Source organism: Magnetococcales bacterium (assembly GCA_015228935.1).
GTDB lineage: Bacteria > Pseudomonadota > Magnetococcia > Magnetococcales > DC0425bin3 > HA3dbin3.
Map to the genome: position 1 here is coordinate 1 of JADGCO010000086.1, position 17,902 is coordinate 17,902.

The 17,902-nt window shown below is 56.5% G+C and carries 13 protein-coding genes; 12 read left to right on the top strand and 1 reads right to left on the bottom strand.

Features of this window, described 5'->3' with window-relative positions; genetic code table 11:
• Positions 1-228 precede the first annotated feature (228 nt).
• The 3 genes from secA to HQL65_16225 all read left to right on the top strand — a co-directional run bounded on the left by secA (position 229) and on the right by HQL65_16225 (position 9,026).
• On the top strand, positions 229-2,913 hold the full coding sequence (gene secA, locus HQL65_16215; GenBank protein ID MBF0137775.1) for a preprotein translocase subunit SecA: 2,685 nt from the start codon (positions 229-231) through the stop codon (positions 2,911-2,913).
• A 30-nt stretch (positions 2,914-2,943) separates the two neighbouring features.
• Positions 2,944-5,742: a bacteriohemerythrin gene (locus HQL65_16220; GenBank protein ID MBF0137776.1), complete on the top strand. Its 2,799-nt coding sequence runs from the start codon at positions 2,944-2,946 to the stop codon at positions 5,740-5,742.
• Positions 5,743-5,972: 230 nt separating this feature from the next.
• Positions 5,973-9,026: a penicillin-binding protein activator gene (locus tag HQL65_16225; GenBank protein MBF0137777.1), complete on the top strand. Its 3,054-nt coding sequence runs from the start codon at positions 5,973-5,975 to the stop codon at positions 9,024-9,026.
• A 119-nt stretch (positions 9,027-9,145) separates the two neighbouring features.
• On the opposite strand, the gene HQL65_16230 is transcribed toward HQL65_16225, so the two are convergent.
• On the bottom strand, positions 9,146-10,393 hold the full coding sequence (locus HQL65_16230) for a hypothetical protein (protein MBF0137778.1): 1,248 nt from the start codon (positions 10,391-10,393) through the stop codon (positions 9,146-9,148).
• Positions 10,394-10,579: 186 nt separating this feature from the next.
• Between HQL65_16230 and HQL65_16235 the strand changes: the two genes are divergently transcribed.
• The 9 genes from HQL65_16235 (at position 10,580) to HQL65_16275 (ending at position 17,783) form a co-directional block, all read left to right on the top strand.
• Positions 10,580-11,215, top strand: a complete 636-nt coding sequence (locus HQL65_16235) for a ribonuclease D (protein ID MBF0137779.1) — start codon at positions 10,580-10,582, stop codon at positions 11,213-11,215.
• 9 nt (positions 11,216-11,224) lie between these two features.
• Complete coding sequence (locus HQL65_16240) at positions 11,225-11,974, top strand: SDR family oxidoreductase (protein MBF0137780.1); 750 nt, start codon at positions 11,225-11,227, stop codon at positions 11,972-11,974.
• A 36-nt stretch (positions 11,975-12,010) separates the two neighbouring features.
• Positions 12,011-12,382, top strand: coding sequence for a dihydroneopterin aldolase (gene folB / locus HQL65_16245; protein ID MBF0137781.1), 372 nt, complete (start codon positions 12,011-12,013; stop codon positions 12,380-12,382).
• A gap of 266 nt (positions 12,383-12,648) precedes the next feature.
• Positions 12,649-13,197: a 2-amino-4-hydroxy-6-hydroxymethyldihydropteridine diphosphokinase gene (gene folK / locus HQL65_16250; protein ID MBF0137782.1), complete on the top strand. Its 549-nt coding sequence runs from the start codon at positions 12,649-12,651 to the stop codon at positions 13,195-13,197.
• 302 nt (positions 13,198-13,499) lie between these two features.
• Positions 13,500-14,969 (top strand): cold shock domain-containing protein, encoded by a 1,470-nt coding sequence (locus tag HQL65_16255; protein MBF0137783.1) that lies wholly within the window; start codon positions 13,500-13,502, stop codon positions 14,967-14,969.
• A 77-nt stretch (positions 14,970-15,046) separates the two neighbouring features.
• Positions 15,047-15,568 (top strand): hypothetical protein, encoded by a 522-nt coding sequence (locus tag HQL65_16260; GenBank protein ID MBF0137784.1) that lies wholly within the window; start codon positions 15,047-15,049, stop codon positions 15,566-15,568.
• A 71-nt stretch (positions 15,569-15,639) separates the two neighbouring features.
• Complete coding sequence (locus HQL65_16265) at positions 15,640-16,017, top strand: HEPN domain-containing protein (protein ID MBF0137785.1); 378 nt, start codon at positions 15,640-15,642, stop codon at positions 16,015-16,017.
• On the top strand, positions 15,996-16,316 hold the full coding sequence (locus tag HQL65_16270) for a nucleotidyltransferase domain-containing protein (protein MBF0137786.1): 321 nt from the start codon (positions 15,996-15,998) through the stop codon (positions 16,314-16,316). The genes HQL65_16265 and HQL65_16270 overlap by 22 nt, the downstream gene beginning before the upstream one ends.
• A 105-nt stretch (positions 16,317-16,421) precedes the next feature.
• Complete coding sequence (locus HQL65_16275) at positions 16,422-17,783, top strand: phenylacetate--CoA ligase family protein (protein MBF0137787.1); 1,362 nt, start codon at positions 16,422-16,424, stop codon at positions 17,781-17,783.
• Positions 17,784-17,902 lie beyond the last annotated feature (119 nt).

Consider the following 17,902-nt stretch of genomic DNA (forward strand, 5'->3'; position numbering starts at 1 on the left):
GCAGAGCCCCTTCCCCCTGGACCCCCATCCCAGTTTTTCAAACGTTTTGAATGGGGAGGCTGAATGGTTACCCTGAATATTTGTCGGCGCACATTCCCGACCACGCCTGCCAAAATTTATCCTGCTTGAATTTCTGTCGGCACGCACTCCCGACCACTCCTGCCAATCCCGGGAAGAGTGTGTTATAAGGGAATTTCGTCTTGCTTGAACCAGAAAGGATTCGACTCCATGTTTGGTGCCATTGTCCGAAAGATTTTCGGATCCAGAAACGACCGCTATCTCAAGAGCTTGCGCCCCCTGGTGGACCGGATCAACGCCTTGGAACCGGATTTTGCCAAACTGGATGAACCGGGACTGCGCGGCAAGACTGCCGAATTCAGGCAGCGTCTGGAACAGGGAGAGGCGCTGGATGATTTATTGCCCGAGGCCTTTGCAGCGGTTCGGGAAGCCAGCCGGCGCACCACGGGCATGCGACATTTTGATACACAGTTGATCGGCGGCATTGTCTTGCATCAGGGACGCATCACCGAAATGAAAACCGGCGAAGGCAAGACCCTGGTGGCCACCCTGCCGCTCTATCTCAATGCCCTGACCGGTCGAGGGGCACATCTGGTCACGGTCAACGACTATCTGGCCCGGCGCGATGCCGAGTGGATGGGGATGATCTACAATCAATTGAATCTGAACGTGGGGATCATCGTCCACGGCCTGGATGACGATGAACGCCGCCAGGCCTATCAGGCCGATATCACCTATGGAACCAACAACGAGTTCGGCTTCGACTATCTGCGCGACAACATGAAATTCACCCTGGGCGAAATTGTCCAGAGAACGCCCAATTTTGCCATCGTCGATGAGGTGGACTCCATTCTGATCGATGAAGCCCGCACCCCGCTGATCATTTCCGGCCCCACCGAAGACAATACCGACAAATATTATCGGGTGGATCGCCTGATACCCGATCTGCTCAAAGAGACCCACTACACGGTGGACGAAAAGGCCCGGACCGTCACCTTTACCGAGGAGGGCAATGAAACCATCGAAAACCTCCTCCGCAAACACGGCATCCTCAAGGAGGGCAACCTCTACGATCTGGCCAATGTCGAAAGTGTCCACCACGTCAACCAAGCCTTGCGTGCCCACGCCCTGTTTGAAAAAGACCGGGACTACATCGTCAAGGATGACGAGGTGGTGATCATCGACGAATTCACCGGACGCATGATGCCGGGTCGGCGGTATTCGGATGGTCTGCATCAGGCCCTGGAGGCCAAGGAACAGGTGGTGATCCAAAACGAATCCCAGACCCTGGCTTCCATTACATTCCAGAATCTGTTCCGCATGTACCCCAAGCTGGCCGGCATGACCGGAACGGCAGATACCGAAGCCACCGAATTCCAGGCCATCTACAACCTGGAAGTGGTCGTGATTCCCACCAACAAACCCATGATCCGGATCGATCACGACGATGTGGTGTTCCGTACCCTGGAAGAAAAATATCAGGCCATACTGGAGGAGATTCAGGATTGCCATCAGCGCGGGCAGCCGGTCCTGGTGGGAACCATCTCCATCGAAAAGTCCGAGGAACTCTCCCGGCGCCTGAAAAAAACCAAGATTCCGCACAATGTGCTGAACGCCAAATTTCACGCCCAGGAAGCGGAAATCGTGGCCCAGGCCGGGCGCAAAAACATGGTGACCATTGCCACCAACATGGCCGGACGCGGCACGGACATTCAGTTGGGAGGCAATCCGGAGATGCGCATTCGCAAGGAAGTGCCGGCAGACCTTGCCCCGGAAGAGCGTGCCCAACGGGAAACAGCCATCCGCAGCGAATGCGAACAGGAAAAAGCCGCCGTGATCGCGGCAGGCGGCCTGCACATTCTGGCCACGGAGCGCCACGAATCCCGCCGTATCGACAATCAGTTGCGCGGACGGTCCGGACGCCAGGGGGACCCCGGTTCCAGCCGCTTCTATCTCTCCCTGCAAGATGATCTCATGCGCATTTTCGGCTCCGAGCGCATGGATGCCATGCTCGTCAAGCTGGGGTTGCAGGAGGGGGAGGCGATCATCCACCCCTGGATCAACAAGGCCATCGAGTCGGCCCAGAAAAAGGTCGAAGGGCGCAATTTCGACATTCGGAAAAATCTCCTGCGCTTTGACGATGTGATGAATGAACAGCGCAAGGTGATCTACGAACAGCGGCGCGAATTGATGGAAGCCAATGAAATTTTTGAGTATATTGGCGAGATTCGCGCCGAGTTGCTCGACACCCTGCTGGAACAGCACATTCCCGAAGCGGTTTACGCCGACCAGTGGAAGGCACGGGAATTTGCCGATGCCATCCTGCACCAGTTCGGGGTTCAGGTCCCCGCCGAAGCCTGGAAAGAAGAGGAAAATGTCACCGCCCAGGTGGTCCGGGAACGAACCCTGGAAGCCATCCAGGCCTACAATCAGGAACGGGAAAACCGCATCGGTTCCGACCTGCTGCGTTATCTGGAAAAATCCGTCCTGTTGCAGATCCTTGACTATCTATGGAAAGAGCATCTGCTGAACATGGATCACCTGAAGGAAGGGATCCATCTGCGCGGCTATGCCCAGAAAGATCCCTTGAATGAATATAAACGGGAGGCCTTCGAGCTGTTTGACGGTTTGATGGAACGGATTCGTTCTGAAACCGTGGAAGTGCTGTCCCGGGTCGAGGTACAAAAACCGGAAGAGGTGCAACGCCGCGAAGAGGAACTGGCGGCGGCACGGGACCGCCTGCTCACGCTGCAAGCCCAGGCCGCAGCCGAAGATCAGACCGATAATGAAGAGGAAAAACTGCCTTATCGACGCTCCGAAGAAAAGGTGGGACGCAACTCTCTCTGTCCTTGCGGCAGTGGCCGCAAATTCAAACATTGCTGCGGCAGCCTGTAACGATACCCGGTACGGCAGGATCATGGCGTCATGAATCACATGCACAAACTCCTGAATCTGAAAATTCGTGATCGGATCATCCTGGCCTTTCTGGTACCGTTCCTGGTCCTGCTGCTGATGGACATCTGGGTCCTGGTCACGGACCGCAACGTCGCGGAACGAGCTGAAAAAGTGCAAAAACAGGGAATCGAACTCTCCCTGTTGGCCACGGAGATGAAACTGGATGTCGTCGAGATTCAACAGTGGCTCTCGGACATTTCCGCAACCCGGGGCCGGGATGGCCAGGACAAGGGATTCGACCAGGCACAAACCCAGGCAGCCGAATTCCGGAAACACCTGGAACAATTTCGCAAACAATTCCAGCAAGACAACAATCAAAAAGAATTGGACGCCCTGCGCAACATCCTGGCCCGTTTTGATGCCTGGTATGCCATGGGACAGCAGATGGCACGGGGATATGTCGATGGAGGACCCGCAGTCGGCAACCGGCTCATGGAAGGTTTTGACCGGGAGACCGATGCCCTGGTCCAAGTGCTGGAACCGTTTGTCACGCAGCAGACCGCACTCAGCCGACAGGAGTTGATCGCCATTGTGGACGAAATGGCCACCCTGGGAAATGGCATCCTGGGTTTGTTGTTCCTGACGGTGGTGTTGATGGCCGTTGCCGGATGGTTTTTGAGCCGCTCCCTGGTGGGAGGCGTCGAACGCATCGGCAGTGCCGTCTCCGCGCTGGCCGATGGGGAGTTGACCACACGGGTCAAGGTGACCGATGCCCGGGATGAAGTCAGCGGCATTGGCCGCCAGGTCAACCAGATGGCCGAAAACAACGAGCGCCTGCTGACCCTCATTCAACTGCATTCGGGCAGTATTGTCGCCTGTGCCACAGAGCTGGTTCGGATCCGGGAAATGGTGGAGGCCGATGCCCACAATTCGCAGGCCACGGTGACCCAGGCCAGCACGGAAAACCAGAATCTGGCCGGAGAGATTGCCCAGGTTGACACGTTGATCCACCAGGCCACAGGCAATGTACAAGCCATTTCTGCGGCCATCGACAAGGTTGCCGGGGATGTCACCACCATTGCCAGCGGGGCCGAGCAGGCCAGCAGCAACATCACGACCATGGCGTCAGCCGCAGAACAGATCACGGCCAACATTGGCGGTGTCAACAAAAATCTGGAATATGTCGATCAATCGGTCCAATCCGTGGCTGCGTCGGTTCAGCAGATGACCCTGGCCCTGGAGGAGGTTCGTCTGCGTTGTCAGGCGGCCAGTTCCGAATCGGATCAGGCCAACAGCAATGCCCAGTCCACCCGCGAAGTGATGAAAAAGTTGGCGGCATCGGCCCAGGCAATCGGCAATGTCGTGGAAATCATCAACGATATTGCCGGACAGACCAACATGTTGGCGTTGAACGCCTCAATCGAGGCCGCCGGAGCCGGCGAGGCCGGCAAGGGATTTGCCGTGGTGGCCAATGAAGTCAAGGAGCTGGCCCGGCAAACCGGTGAAGCCACCCGGATGATTTCGGACAAGACTTCGGAAATCCGCGATATTACGGATGAAGTGTCCCAGGCCACCCAGGACATTGTGGCCAGCGTTGGCCGGATCAACCAGGCCAACCGGGACATCACCTTTTCCGTGGATGAACAGACCAAGACCATCCAGACCATTGGCCAGGCCATTCAGGCCGTGGCGGATGGAGCCGGCGAAGTGACCCGCAACACCCATGAACTCAACCTGGCGGCCCAGGATGTTTCCCGGGCGGCGGCTGAGGCCGCCCTGGGTACCCGGGAAATTGCCCACTCCGCCACCGTGGTGGCGAGTTCAGCCCAGCAGGTTGCCGAAGAGAGTTCCCAGGCGTATGCCCTGGCGAACCATGTCCTGGAAGCCGTGCAGCGAACCGGACAATCCTCCGGCATCGTCCAGGAAAAAATGGTGGCCGCCAGCGAAACCTCCAATCTGATGCTCGCATCTGCACGCCATTTTCAACGCATGGGGCAGGTGTTGCAGGACATGAGCAGTTCGCTTCTGGCCACCCAGATGGAGCTGGTCATGCGTCCGCCGCTTTTCAACATGCGCCAGGTCAAATGGACCATTCTGGTCCTGCAAAGCCAATTGGAACATGTTCTCTCTGGTCGCCTGCACCTGGAGCCAACAGAAATATCCTCGGCGGAAGCCACGGATTTTGGCCTCTGGCTCCAGAAAGAGGCCCATAAACAATCCCATGGCACATCACTCCCAGCCACAGCCCAAGAGATCCATCAACAGCTCTACACGGCGGCCCAGGATGTTGTCACCTGCCAGATCATGCAAAATGATTCGGCAGCAGCCGCAACCCGCCATGAAGAATTTCTGGCATTACGGCAACGTCTGTTCAACCTGCTGGATCGCATCTATCTGGGTGAAACAGAGGAGCGTGCCAGCAAGCCGTTTTTCACTTGGCATGCAGGTCTGGATACCGGCATCGAGGTTGTCGATGTGCAGCACCGGCAACTGGCCAATATCATGAACACTTTGCACCAGGCCGTCAGGGATGGCCAGGCAAGCCAGAGTATTGGTCAAACCCTCCAGGAACTGATCTCCTATACGCGCACCCACTTCGACATGGAAGAAGGGTTGCTGCGACAACATGGCTATCCGGAACTGACCGCCCATCAGAACAAACATGCCGCCCTGTTGAACTCCGTCCAGCAACTTGCGGATGGTTTTCAAAAAGGGGACTTTGCCGTGGCCATTGATCTCTTGATTCTGGCCAAGGATTGGTTGATCAGGCACATTGCCCAGGTTGACAAGCGCTATGTCCCCCATCTGCAATCCAGGAGTCATCGTTGATCATTGTCCTGAACCCGTTGCCTGCCAATTGAACCGTGACTGCTGCGACCAGACTCTCTCTTTTGTTCATGCGTTTCTTTTTTCGCGGGAATGAATCTGTTTTTCGGATACCATGGCCGCATCGGACGTCGTGGATGTTGCTTCCTGGAGTGCAAGGCTGTACAAAGAATCAACTGAAGAGCATGGAGATGCAGATGTGCGCTGATCCATCTTCCCTGGGAACTGGAATCATGTCTTGGAAAACCCTGCATGGGCCGGAATGGTGGTTGCGACTGGTAAGCCTCTTCCTGGTGGGAGGACTTTTGGCAGCTTGCGGAGTGATCGCCTCCCGCACACCGCCGCAGCCCGCACGGGAAACACCACCACCCCCGGTTCGTCAACAAAATACTGCCGCCAATCCGGTTGCACCACCGCCGATTGTGCAACCACCACCACGCATCCAACAAGAAGAATTGCCACCACCCGCCACACCCGGTGCCAACTTCAAAGACCTGATTGCCTGGCAGGCACAGTTGGAAAAATATTTTCAAGGCAACCCTGACGGGACAACCAGCGAAGAATCCATCACGCTGAAGCGGCATCTCTCCGCAACCACTCTGGATCCGGATCGGGAGCGTATTCTTTTGCACACAGCCGGTCTGTTTGACCGGAATCGTCTTTTGCAATTACTGCAACAGCAGCAACCCGGTTCTGTTCTGACCCCTGCCTTGCAGGTGGCATTGGGGGATCGATATCTGGCCATGGGCGAAGCCGGAACGGCCCGCTCCCTTTGGCAACAAACAACCTCGGCCCGCAATGCCATGTTGACCGTCACGGAAGCCCAGCGTCGTCTCCAACCCCTGTCAACCGAATCTCCCTTCCGTGTGGGTTTGCTGTTGCCCTTGAGTGGTCGTCATGCGGTGTTGGGGGAGCATCTTCTGCACTCTGCCCAACAGGCGCTGGCGGATTTTCCGGATGTCGCCCTGGAACTGCTGGTCGAAGATACAGCCGGTGTGGTCGAACAGGCCTTGGCCGGCTTCGAGCGTCTGGCAACACAGGGGGTGCGGATTGTCATCGGACCGGTATTCCTGGCTCCGGCCAAGGCGGTGGCCGAAGCCGCCCGCCTGAAGGGCATTCCCCTCATGCCCCTGAACCCCCACAAAGATATTCTGCAAATCGGCAACACCTCCCAGCACAAATCCACCGGAGAACCGGTGCGCAACAGCCCCTATCCGGATGTTCTGCTCAATGCCTTCCTGCCCGAACAACAGGCCGAAGCCATCGCCCGTTATGCCATGGCCGAAAAAGGGCTGCGTCGCTTTGCCATCCTGGCCCCCCAGACATCCTATGGAGAGATGACCAGCCAGGCCTTTACCCAGGAGGTGCTGCGCCAGGGGGGAGAGGTGGTCCGGGTTGCCAACTTTCCGGATGACAGCAAGGATTTCACCCAGTCGATCAAAATGTTATCCCAAATGGAAACACGGGGTAATTTCGAGGGCATGTTCATTCCAGCCCGGGCAGATCAGGTGCGTTTGATCGCCCCGCAGGCAGCCAACAGCAATATCGGCGTTTCCCGGGTCACTTATCTGGGTACGGCCATGTGGAACAATTCCGATCTGCTGCTTTCGGAAGGAACGGATTATTTGCAGGGATCTTTTTTTTGTGACACCGATCCTCTTCTTCGGCAACAGTTTGAAACCCGGTATCAGCAAATCTGGGGAAACCGCCCCCCCGCGCTGGCGCAACTGGTCTATGACAGCATTGCCATTCTGGCGCAGGCACAACGGGATCAGCGGTTGGGTGGTCCCAATTGGCGGCAGATTCTGGTCCGTCAGGAAGGGTTCTACAGCAGTTCGGGGCGGGTCCGCTTCCTGAAAAACGGTTTGAGCCAGAGGGAGTATCACTTTTTCCAGGTGACTCCGCAGGGCATTCAATCCTTGACCCCCCCTGCGACACCCATGCCTGACCTGATGGTTCCCGATTCCGGGTCCATGCCCACTCCGGGCACGGAGGTTTCCGCACCCGCTTCCGTGCCTGGCCCGGGTGGACCGCTTTCCGGTCCCGAATCCATGCCGCAACCTGGTACAAGCGGATCGGCCTTCGAATCCAGACCTGTGCCAGCTCCCCGGGTACCCGGCTTCGCACCCGGATCTGAACCCGCTTCCGACACGCCAAATCCTGTGCCGGATTCCGGACCCGGATCTGTGCCGGCCTCCCCCATGCCCGATCCGGTGCCGGGTATTGAACCCGGGTCTGCGCCAACCTCTCCGGTGTCGGATTTTGAACCCGGATCCGTGGCGCCTCTCGATGGATCCGGCTCTCAATTCAAACCGGTGTCACCACACGATTTGCCCGATTTTGAACCCGGGTTTGTGTCACCCCCCCAGGTGCCCAATCCCATGCCTGGTTCGGGCCCATCCCCTGACGCGACGAATGCTGCGACCAAACCCATCATGCTGCCGGCTGCCCGACCCGGTACAGGCCAGCCTTCCCGCCCGGTGACATACCCGCAGCAGACCCATCCCGGAACCTATCCTGCCGGTCCGGAAACAGCCCGCTCGCCTGCCGTTTATCCTGGCAGAACGGGATCCGGCTCCGCATCGCAGCAGACTTATCCTGTCACACCCGGGGCCTATCCTGCTGTCACACCCGGGACCTATCCCGCTGTCACACCCGGGGCCTATCCTGCTGTCACTCCTGGAGCCTACCCCTATCCTGCCGGTCCGGGAACAACCCGCCCACCCGCCGCTTATCCGGGCAGAACGGGATCCGGCTCCGCTCCACAGCAGAGTTATCCTGCCGCTCCAGGTGCCTATCCCAGCGGTCCGGAAACACCCCGCCCGCCTGCCACCTATCCCAGAACAGGCTCAGGTCCTTCACCGCAACAGACCTACCCTGCCACACCTGGGGCCTATCCTGCCGCTCCGGGAACCTATCCCACCGGTCTGGAAACACCCCGCCCGCCTGCCACCTATCCCAGAACAGGCTCAGGTCCTTCACCGCAACAGACCTACCCTGCCACTCCCGGAGCCTATCCTGCTGTTCCTGGTGGGACCTCCTCTGCCGGTCCGGAAACGATCCGCCCGCCCTCTGGTGGCACCTATCCCGGAACCAGGCCCGGTTCCTTGTCACAGCGGACCTATCCCGGATCTGGCGGGGCAATTCAACCGCCGGCAGGCATTCCCTCCTATCCGGGTGCCCCCTATCCCGGCCCGGGAACCAGCAAGGCACCGCAACAGCCCTACTTTGGACCAGGGTCTGCTGCACCTCCGCCACCTGCCCCGCCATATTCCGATCCGGAATAGAATCCGGAACACCGGGAAACGAACCGGTTCCGAATTCCGATCCGGACACAGAACCCGGAATACCGGATAACCAACCTGGTTCCGAACCTGGAGGTTGGTGCTTTCTGGAGGTTGGTGCCTTATTGTTCTGCCGCTGCCTCGGCAGGCTTTGGTTCATCTGGAAGAAGGTTGGTCAGAATCCACTTGTAACGTGCCTGGGCAACCCGACCGGCTTTTTCGATGGCATCGGCATCCTTGGTCAAATCCCAGCCCTCCTTGCCCAGGGTGCGGAGTGACATGAGTTTGCCTTTTTTCTTGATGATGGCCAGGGCGGTCATTTTTTTGGCCATGGAGTTGGCGGGGAGGCGTTTGTACCCTCTGAGCAGTTCATCATCATTATCGAGCTTGATCAGCCCCAGGGCCAGGATTTGACCAGCCATGCTGTCCGCCTTGATGTACCGGGCCGCCTCGACGACCTCGCGATTGCGATTGGAAAAATCCACGCAACGATGCACCAGTTGGGCAATGATGATTTCCGCCGCTTCGCATTTGTCCGGCAAATATTTTTCCAGGATGGAGATCAGGGCCGGGACTTCGATCATTTTGCACAGAGTTGCGGCCACGAGCGTGGACGACTTGGGATTGTCCTTGCAGGCCGTCAAGCCGCGCACCAGGGGTTCAGCCTGAATCCCTTTGCGATTGACCAGACCGGTAGCCAGAATGACCGACCCCGGGGACAGAGGATCAATCAACTTCATGGCATCCAGGACCTGATCGACAGACCCTTTGCCGATCACTTCCATGGTCCAGATGACTTCCGCCTCATCCTGATTTTTCGGGGCACCGGCAATGGCACGCAAAATGTGGTTGACCGTTCCCTGTTCGGCAATGCCCTGGGCCAGGAGGCGCATGGCGCTCGGGCTGGCGGTGGAAAATTTCAGGGAGTCCACCAGGGGATTGATTCCCTTGAAAGAAACAATTTTCTGCACCAATGGATCAATCAGATCCACCTGTTTATGAACTTTGCTCAAGGCATCCACAAGATGCATGGCCTTGGTTTCACCATTGTTCAGGATGGCACTGATCAAAGCCTTGACCTTGATGGCATCTCCCAATACATGCGGCAGGGCTTCCACCATTTTGGCAATCTGCCCGGAACGAGCCAACTCCTCGACATCAATTTTATTGGCCTTGGAGCTGGCTGTAGGACGCTCCATCTTTTTTTTGCCTTTTGGAGCGTTTTCGTCACCATCGGATGACTCCCTGGCAGGGACAAATCTGTTGTCCAGATTTTCCAGGGCTTTGGCAGCATCTTCTCCCAGGGTGTCCTTGAGAGTGGCACGAATCTTGGCCAATTGATCAGCGGAATAGCGGTCCCGTTGTGACATGTTTTCTGGATCCCCTTGGCTTGCGAGGTTTGGTAAAAATTCCCGACCTTATATCCAACCGGTAAATGTGTTACATTTTATCATGCATGAGTCGCACGTTCATATGCTTTTTTGCACCATATTTTCATGAGAGGTACGGTTTTGGCAATTTTGCCTGCCACCACGCCAACGAAAGGGACAAGGATCATGACTGCCACCACACCCCAGGCCCTGGTTTTGCAGGAAGATTTGGATGAAGAGCGTCAGCGACGCTACCTCGCCAGTCGCTATCTGGCTGTCGATACCGAAACCCAGGGGTTGCGCATTCAAAGGGACCGGCTCTGCCTGGTCCAGATGTGCAATGAAGAGGGTCTGGTCACTTTGGTACAGACACGCCACTACCAGGCACCGCGCCTGAAAGCCGTACTGGAAGCCGCCCAGGTGGAAAAAATTTTTCACTTTGCCCGTTTTGACCTGGCCATGCTGCACCATTGGCTGGGTATTGCCGTGCGTCCCGTATTCTGCACCAAGATTGCTTCGCGGCTGATTCGAACCTACACGGGAGCGCATGGTTTGAAGGATCTGGTGGCGGAGTTTTTGGACATTCGTCTGGACAAGCAACAACAATCTTCGGATTGGGCTGCCGCCACCCTGTCACCCCAGCAACAGGCTTATGCCGCGGCGGATGTCATCCATCTTGTGGCGATCCGGGAAAAACTGGAAACCATGTTGCGGCGGGAAAACCGTCTGGATCTCGCCCTGGCCTGCATGCAATTTCTTCCCACCCGCGCCGCCCTGGACATGGGCGGCTGGGAGGATGAAGACATTTTTTCGCACTCCTGAAGCCAGGATATGAAACTGCCGGGAACCACAGCCCTGATCACCGGTGCCGGCCAACGCCTGGGAGCCGCCTGTGCCCGGGCACTGGCCGGGGCCGGCGTGACGGTCATGATTCATCATGATCGGTCGAAACAGGCCGCCCTGGGGGTCTGCGATCAGATTCACCAAGCCGGCGGTCAGGCATTTTTGCTCGCCGCCGACCTGGCCGACCCGGAACAGGCCGCAGCCCTGGTGCCACGTTCCGTGGCGGTCATGGGCCGGGTGGATATCCTGATCAACAATGCCGCCATTTTTGCAGCAGGAGGCCTGCGCGATACGGATCTGACCCAATGGCAGCGCCATCTGGGAATCAATTTGACAGCCCCTTTCCTGTTGTTGCAGGCCTTTGCCCGGCAGCCGCATTGGTCCCACCCGGTCGATCCGGGTGTCCGGGGCAAGGTGATCAACATCCTGGACCAGCGTATCCGCCATCCACGTCCCGGTCACCTTGCCTACACCACCGCCAAAAGCGCCTTGTGGAGTGTGACCCAAATGGCCGCCAGGGAACTTGCACCAACGATCCAGGTCAATGCCATCGCGCCGGGTCCGATTCTTGCCGCACCGGAAGCAACCCCGGAGCAGTTTCAACGTATTGCCGCCGCCACCCCCGCCGGACGTCCGGGCACTCTGGCAGAAATCACCACGACGGTTCTTTTTTTGTTGCAACATGATTATATTACTGGTGATATGGTCAGCGTGGATGGAGGCGAACATCTGCTGTAAATTTTCATCAATTTGTTTGCATTGGGTGGGCGCAACATGGAACGAAAACAATTCGATCAGATTGCCATCCGTGATTTGCATCTGCGATGCATCATCGGCATCGAGGAGTGGGAACGACACACCCTCCAGGACATTCTCATCCATGTCACGCTTTTTGCCGATCTCTCCCGGGCAGGACACAGTGACCGCATTGCCGACACGATCAACTATAAAACCCTGACCAAACGGATCATCAGTTGGACAGAGAGTTCCTCATTTTCCCTGGTCGAGGCCCTGGCCGAAAGCCTGGCCAACATCTGCCTGGAAGAGTCCCTGGTCCAGAAGGTCCAGATCGAAGTGGAAAAACCCGGTGCCCTGCGCTTTGCCCGCACTGTCGGCGTCTGCATCCAACGCCAGAAACATGCCTGATCACCTGGTCCCCGGCTTGTTTCCCGAACCGTAACCACTTAGCATAACCTGGTCCCCAGCCCTGTTTCCCGAACAGTAACCATTCAGCACCCTTTCAAGAAAAGCCTGGATATGAAAACCTTTATCAGGGCTTCGCCCCGAACCCCACCAGGACTCCGTCCTGGACCTGTCCGGTCGCCAGCCCCCTGGACCCCGGTTCGTTGCCGGGTGATGGACTGCCGGGTGATGGACAGTGACCCCGAACAATCCATGTCGGATCAGGCGTCATGAACCGGACCACCCTGGGTCCTGCGTTGGTTGCGTTCGGTGCCAATCTGGACCCCCTGCCCAATCTGATCCATGGTCTGCGGCGTTGCCAGCAGGAACTGGGCGTGCGGGCACTCTCCACGGTCTATCGGACCAAACCGGTGGGTCTGGTCGAACAACCGGATTTTCTCAATGGAGCCATCCTGCTCGAACGCAGCCTGGATCCCTGGTTGCTGCGAAAATTATTGCGAAAAATTGAATCCGAATGTTCACGCAGGCGTGACCCCCATGCACCGAATGGTCCGCGTACCCTGGATCTGGACATTGCCCTGCTGGGCGAGGTCGTCCTGGAGCATGAACACCTCGTCATCCCGGATCCGAATATTTTGCAGTGGCCGTTTCTGGCCTTGCCGCTGGCCGAGTTGATGCCCAACCTGATCCACCCCCGGATTGGAAAGTCGTTGGCCGCCATCGCCGCCGATTTTGGACCAACCCCGCCAAACATGCAGATCGACCAGGAAGCAACCAACACCCTGCAACGCCTTATTTTTCCTGAAAAGCTGTCCTGAAACATGGCAGTATTTTTTGTATCTATTCAGAACCCTTGCAAAAAAAAGACTTGATATGAAAGGCTTTGTTGGGGCTTTGCCCCAAACCCCGCCAGGGGGAAGGGCAGAGCCGCTTCCCCCTGGACCCCCATCCCAGTTTTTCAAACGTTTTGAATGGGGAGGCTGAATAGTTACTTTTTTTTATATTTTCTTTTGAAAAATGACATCTCCTTCCCGCATGGCATCCATGGCGTCATCCCCACCCATGCTGCTAAACTGAGATGTGAGCAGGGAAATCCAAACATGAATGAATCACGACACACATGCAGACAATCGACAAAAGCTTCCTGTTTGTCAAAATACATGACTCTTCCCGATGGCCGGATCCGCAGGTGGAAATTCGCCAGATTCCGGTCATTCAGGAGTTTTTTCAAAATTTTCACACACAGGTAACCTGCCAGCATGGCCAGGTTCAGCGCTGGATCCGCAAGAGTGCCATGGCTGTTTTCGATCAGGTCATGCCAGCGGTCCAGGCAGCCATCGCCATCCAAGAAGAGATTGAAAAACAACGCTTATCCGGGAAACATCGTCTGTATTGCAAGATAGGCATCGCCACAGGTTCTGCCCATGCCTGCACCATGCCCGATGGTTCTCTGGAATTTTTGGGAGCCACCCCGGAACAGTCTGCCCGACTGGCTGAACAGGCTCATGGCAACGCCATCCTTCTGGATACGGTCACCTGTCAGCAACTGAAGGCAAACCATGAACGCCACCCCCAGGCCTGGGTCGGATCCCATGCCGGTCGGCACCAGAATCGCGATTTCGACGCCTATTTTCACCGCATATCGCCTCTGGCCTTTTCTCCCTATCCCCACCCGGATATCTACGCCCTTTTCTGGCAAGCCCATGACCCCGAATATGTGACCTCGCTCCCGGTCGCACCCCAGGCATCCCAGACACGACTCACCGTTGCCCCGGGACGTTCGCATGGCCAAACGGTCGTCAGCCCCGGTCACCAACCCGGCACACATGATCGCCTCCATCATGTCCCGGAAATCATGACCACCCCTCCTGCTCCCGGGATCCGCCATTTCGGCAAGGTGACGGCCTTCAAAAAAGAACGCGGTTTCGGTTTCATCCAGTTTTATACGGAACAGAGTCAATATGCGGAAATATATGTTCATATGACATATGTTATTTCACAGGTTCCCCTCAAGGAACATGACCATGTCCAGTTTGCCATTCAACCCGGCAAGGGAGGACGCCCCCAGGCCTGTTCAGTATTGGTGATGGGAAGCCGCATGCGGGGCGAGGTCGAATCCCTGCAAGCGGACGGCAGCGGCCACCTCACCATCCGGGATCACGACAACAATCTCATCCGGTTTTATCTTCTGCCCGGTCAGCCCGGCCAGGCCGGAAAAACGGCCATCGCGGTTGGAGACAATGTTGAATTTACTGTCGGTTCCGGATCGGAAGCGGAAGGATTGACCGCCACGGAAGTCACCCTCCCCGATGCCCAGACCCCGGTCGATTCGACCAGCATCGGCGAGGAACTCAACGTCGGAGAGACCGAACAAGCCATTGTCACCACCTATTTTGCCGACAAGGGGTACGGCTTTGCCAAATGCCGGCGCAACAACATCTACCTCCATGTTTCGGAACTGCTCAATCCCGATGAAATCCTGCAACAGGGAGAGATGATCCGCTTTTACGTCTCTCCAGGCCGGGACGGAACCTATCGTGCCCAGGAAATCCGCAAAATTTCCCGCCCCGATCCGACCTCCGAAACCTGATTTTCCTGGTCAATTTTTTCCGGATCGTATTAAACTCGGACAGTGCCTCACAAACTCCGGGATAAGGGAATGTCACCATGCCGGTCGCTGATCTGGATCTTGAAAAATTCGCCAAAGTTTTGCAACTGACAGACTCCGCACACGAAGGCGAAGCCCTGAACTCCATCAGGCTGGCCAATCAAATGTTGAAAAAGGCCGAGATCACCTTTCTGGACATTGTCCAGCAGCGGGAAGCCGACACCTCCGTGACCGACATGCGCACCGAATATTTGCGCCGCATGCATCAGTTGACCCAGAAGCATCAGGCAGAAATGGAAACCCTGAGAGAGGAACATCGCAAAGAGGTCGATTATTTGAACCGGCGCGTTGTCTGGTGGCGGGAAAAAGCTGTACGCCTGAATGATCAGTCCCATCAGGAAGAGATTGTCAAGCTGAACCGCAAAATCGACTGGTGGCACCACAAATATCAACACCTGCTGGAACGGGCCGAACAGGAAAAAGCCGAGCTGGCCGCCACCATGACCAAGCGGATCAATTACTGGAAAAGCAAGGCCAACGGCTCCCTGCTGGGATTTCAATCCAAAAATCCGGCGGCCTGATTTGCCACAAGAGTTCAATCAGCTTCTACCGTCAACCATCCCTGGTTACAAGGTGGAACAATCATATAAATATGAATATCGCCAAACATATCGATTACTGGCGCACAGGATCCAATGAAGATTGGGAAATGGCCGAGATTGCCCTGGAAAAAGGCAAAATTCGCCACGGACTGTTTTTCCTCCATTTGGCCATGGAAAAGCTCGTCAAGGCACATGTAACAAAAAAGACTGAAAAAACACCTATGAAAATCCATAATTTACTTTTTCTCGCACAACAGACTGATCTTTCTATCAATCACGAAATGGGAAAATCGCTTACTGTATTGAACAGCTATTGTCTTGAAGGCCGCTACGCCGATGAAACAGGTCCACCTCCGTCACTACAGGAAGCAAAAATAATTTTCCAACAGGTCCAGGAGATACGGACATGGATGCTCAATCAATTATAGAAACAGTACAAAATTATATTCGAGTCTTGCGAAATGATGGTATTCCGGTAAACTTTGCCGTTCTCTATGGATCTTACGCACGGGGTGATGCCACCGAATGGAGCGATATTGACGTAATGGTTGTTTCCCCCCTCTTCGATCCTCCCAAACTCCGTAAAAATATCGACCGTATCTGGCATGCCACCTTGCAAACAGATTATCGCATTGAACCCATAGGGGTAGGTATCAGGCAATGGGAAGAAGACGACGGTATTCCACTGCTTGAAATTGTTCGGCGTGAAGGGCAAATCATCATTTGAAACGCTCCCAATCCTGGCAGACCACTCGGACTCCCAATTTAAATGGGTGGTTGTGTCGCGCCGCCCCGGGCAGGAGCTGCCTGTCTTGGTTCTGGAATCGGTACCATGTATCGCTCTGTGTTGTATCGCCATGCCCCGCTGCCCATGCAGGAAATCCTGCTCGCCCTGCGTGCCCGGGTGCGACGTGCCTTGCGGGAGGGGGGGCTTTTTCGCATGGCCATGGAAGAGGTCAATGCCACCCAGTGGTTGAATACCGAAGCCCTTGAAACCCTTCAAGTGCAACGACTGCGTGCCCTGGCCTGTCACGCCCGGAGACACATTCCCCATTACCGCGACTCCTGGGCCAAAGCCGGCATCGATCCGGCATCCTTCCAATCCCTGGCAGAGTTTCGGCAACTGCCCCTCCTTGATAAACCCACGGTCCGGACTCTGGGCAATCGATTATGGGATGGCTCCTGGCCGGACAGTCCGGGCAGATCGAGCGGGACCACGGGTTCGCCACTGCAGATTCACCAGGATCTGATGGCGGTCGTCTGGGAAAATGCCTTTTCCTGGCGACAATTGGCCTGGGCCGGCTTTCGTGCCGGAGAGACACGCGCCTGGATCCGGGGCGATCTGATCGTTCCGGTGAAGCAAGACTCCCCACCATTCTGGCGACTCAATCGGGATGAACGCATGTTGCTGGTCTCCTCCTATCACCTTGCACCCCGCCATGCCCCGGCCATCCTGGCTGCCCTGACCCGCCACAACCCCACCCTGATCGAGGCCTATCCCTCTTCCATCGGCTTTCTGGCCCGTTGGCTGGAAGAACATGGGACTGAATATGCCGGTTCCTCCCTGCGAGCCATCGTTACCTCCTCCGAAACCCTGTTCGATGCGGACCGGCTCCGCATTCAACGCCGCTTCGGTGCCAAAGTGTTTGACTGTTATGGCCAGGTGGAACGGGTGGCGGCCACGGCGGTTTGTGAATTTGGTTATCGCCATGCCCTGACCGACTATGGATGGTTTGAAACCCTGCCTCGCCCCGATGGCGAAGGCGAAATTGTCGGTACCGGCCTGTACAATCAGGTCATGCCCCTGTTTCGCTACCGAACCGGCGATGGTGTCATTCTGGAAAATACCAGCCAGCCATGCCCGTGTGGCCGAGCCTTTCCCCGTCTGAAAGCCACCCTGGGCCGCTGCGACGATGTCGTGGAAACCCCGTCAGGGCGTCGCATCGGGCGGCTCGATCACCTGTTCAAGGGCATCCAGGGCGTGGCAAACACCCAGATTGTCCAGGATCGACCCGACCGGGTGCGTATCTTGCTGCAACCCTTGGGAAATAAACTATCCGAAGCAACCCTGGCCCGGGTACGCGCCAATGCCCGGGCCTATCTGGGAACCGACATGACGGTTGTGCTGGAAACCGTCGCTGAAATTCCCCAAACCGCCGCCGGTAAACGCCAAGCCGTGGTGCGGGATTGTTGATTTTTCGTTTCTATTCAGAACTCACGCAATAAAGTAACCATTCAGAACCCTTGCAAAAAAAAGATTTGATATGAAAGACTTTGTTGGGGCTCCGCCCCAAACCCCGCCAGGAGGAAGGG